The following is a 1,257-nucleotide window of genomic DNA, read 5'->3' as shown; positions in this document are numbered from 1 at the left end:
AGTTTACGAAAAGAGCCTATTCAAACAATTGGAACTTTCCATCTTTTATGATGAGGACGGTCGGGTCCATGACAACATCTCCATCTTTATCAAAGGAAAATTTACCAAGTACACCATCTAAGTCCTTGATTTCAGCTAGAGCATCGCGAAGTTCATCCCGATCAGCTTCTCCAGCATTTTTTAATGCTTCGGCCATGATATATAGAGCATCATAGGCTTGGGCTGCAAACTGGTCTGGTTTCTTGCCGTATTCTGCTTCATATTTTTTAACAAAGTCTTGTACTTTTGGATCCTCTTTTTCTCCAAACCATGGAGTTGCAACAATTAATCCCTCAGAGGCTTTACCGGCAATATCAATTACCTGTGGAGAGTTAAAGCCATTTCCTCCTACAAAAGGTACATCGATACCCATTTTTCTTGCCTGATCCATGATGACGGCGCCTTCATTATAAAGAGCTGAACATAAAATTAAATCTGGTTTAAGTCCCTTGATTTTTGTTAATTGTGCATTATAGTCTGACTGTCCTTTTTGGAAAGTTTCAATCGCTAAAACTTCAAGTCCCATCTTTTCTGCTTCTTTTTTCATCGTATCAAATCCTGATTTTGTAAAAACATCGTCATTACCGTAAAGGATCGCAACCTTCTTCACGTCAAATTTATCAACCGCTTTTTTGATAGATGCTGGAATCGCAAGTGATTCAGGCAATGAATTTCTAAACACATAGTCTCCAATCTGTGGAATTCCAACAGCTGTAGTGGAAGTACCCATAATTGGAATTCCGTTTAAATCCGCCTCTGGCCCTACAACATTCATTTCTGTACTTAAAGTTGGTCCCAAAAGAGCCACAATGTCATCGTCACTCATTAGTTTTTGGGCAGCTGTTAAAGCTTGTTCTTGCTTTCCAGCTGAGTCTTCCGTAACAAGTTCGATGTTGACCTCGCCTTTTTTGTTAATTTCTTTTTGAGCTAACTTAAAACCATTCGTAATCGCTTCACCGTAAGCTGCTCCAGGGCCACTTAAATACGAGATGACTCCAATTTTTGCTTTCAAGCCTTTAGCTTGTCCACCGTTGTCCTTTCCTGAAGTTTCTGTACTATTACTACTGCAAGCTGCTAATGCAACAAGTAATAGAACAGAAATGAATACAAAAGACTTTTTTAGTAGTTTTCTCATTCCTCTTCCCCCTAATATAATTTGAAAATTTACCCTACATATCTATTAAATACCAATTATAATACAAAGTAAATGTATTCGAC

Annotated in this window: 1 protein-coding gene; it reads right to left on the bottom strand. The window is 38.1% G+C overall.

The genetic code is table 11. The annotated features are described in order from the left end of the window. Positions 1 to 16: 16 nt before the first annotated feature. Positions 17 to 1,174 (bottom strand): ABC transporter substrate-binding protein, encoded by a 1,158-nt coding sequence (locus V7137_RS26450; RefSeq protein ID WP_335700830.1) that lies wholly within the window; start codon positions 1,172 to 1,174, stop codon positions 17 to 19. Between the last annotated feature and the right edge of the window lie 83 nt (positions 1,175 to 1,257).

The organism is Neobacillus drentensis, assembly GCF_036962765.1.
GTDB lineage: Bacteria > Bacillota > Bacilli > Bacillales > Cytobacillaceae > Neobacillus > Neobacillus drentensis_C.
This window is presented reverse-complemented; position numbering and strand designations above follow the sequence as displayed.

Bases quoted from the DNA above. Each gene is read 5' to 3' on its own strand.
- V7137_RS26450 (WP_335700830.1), bottom strand. From the start codon at position 1,174: ATGAGAAAACTACTAAAAAAGTCTTTTGTATTCATTTCTGTTCTATTA.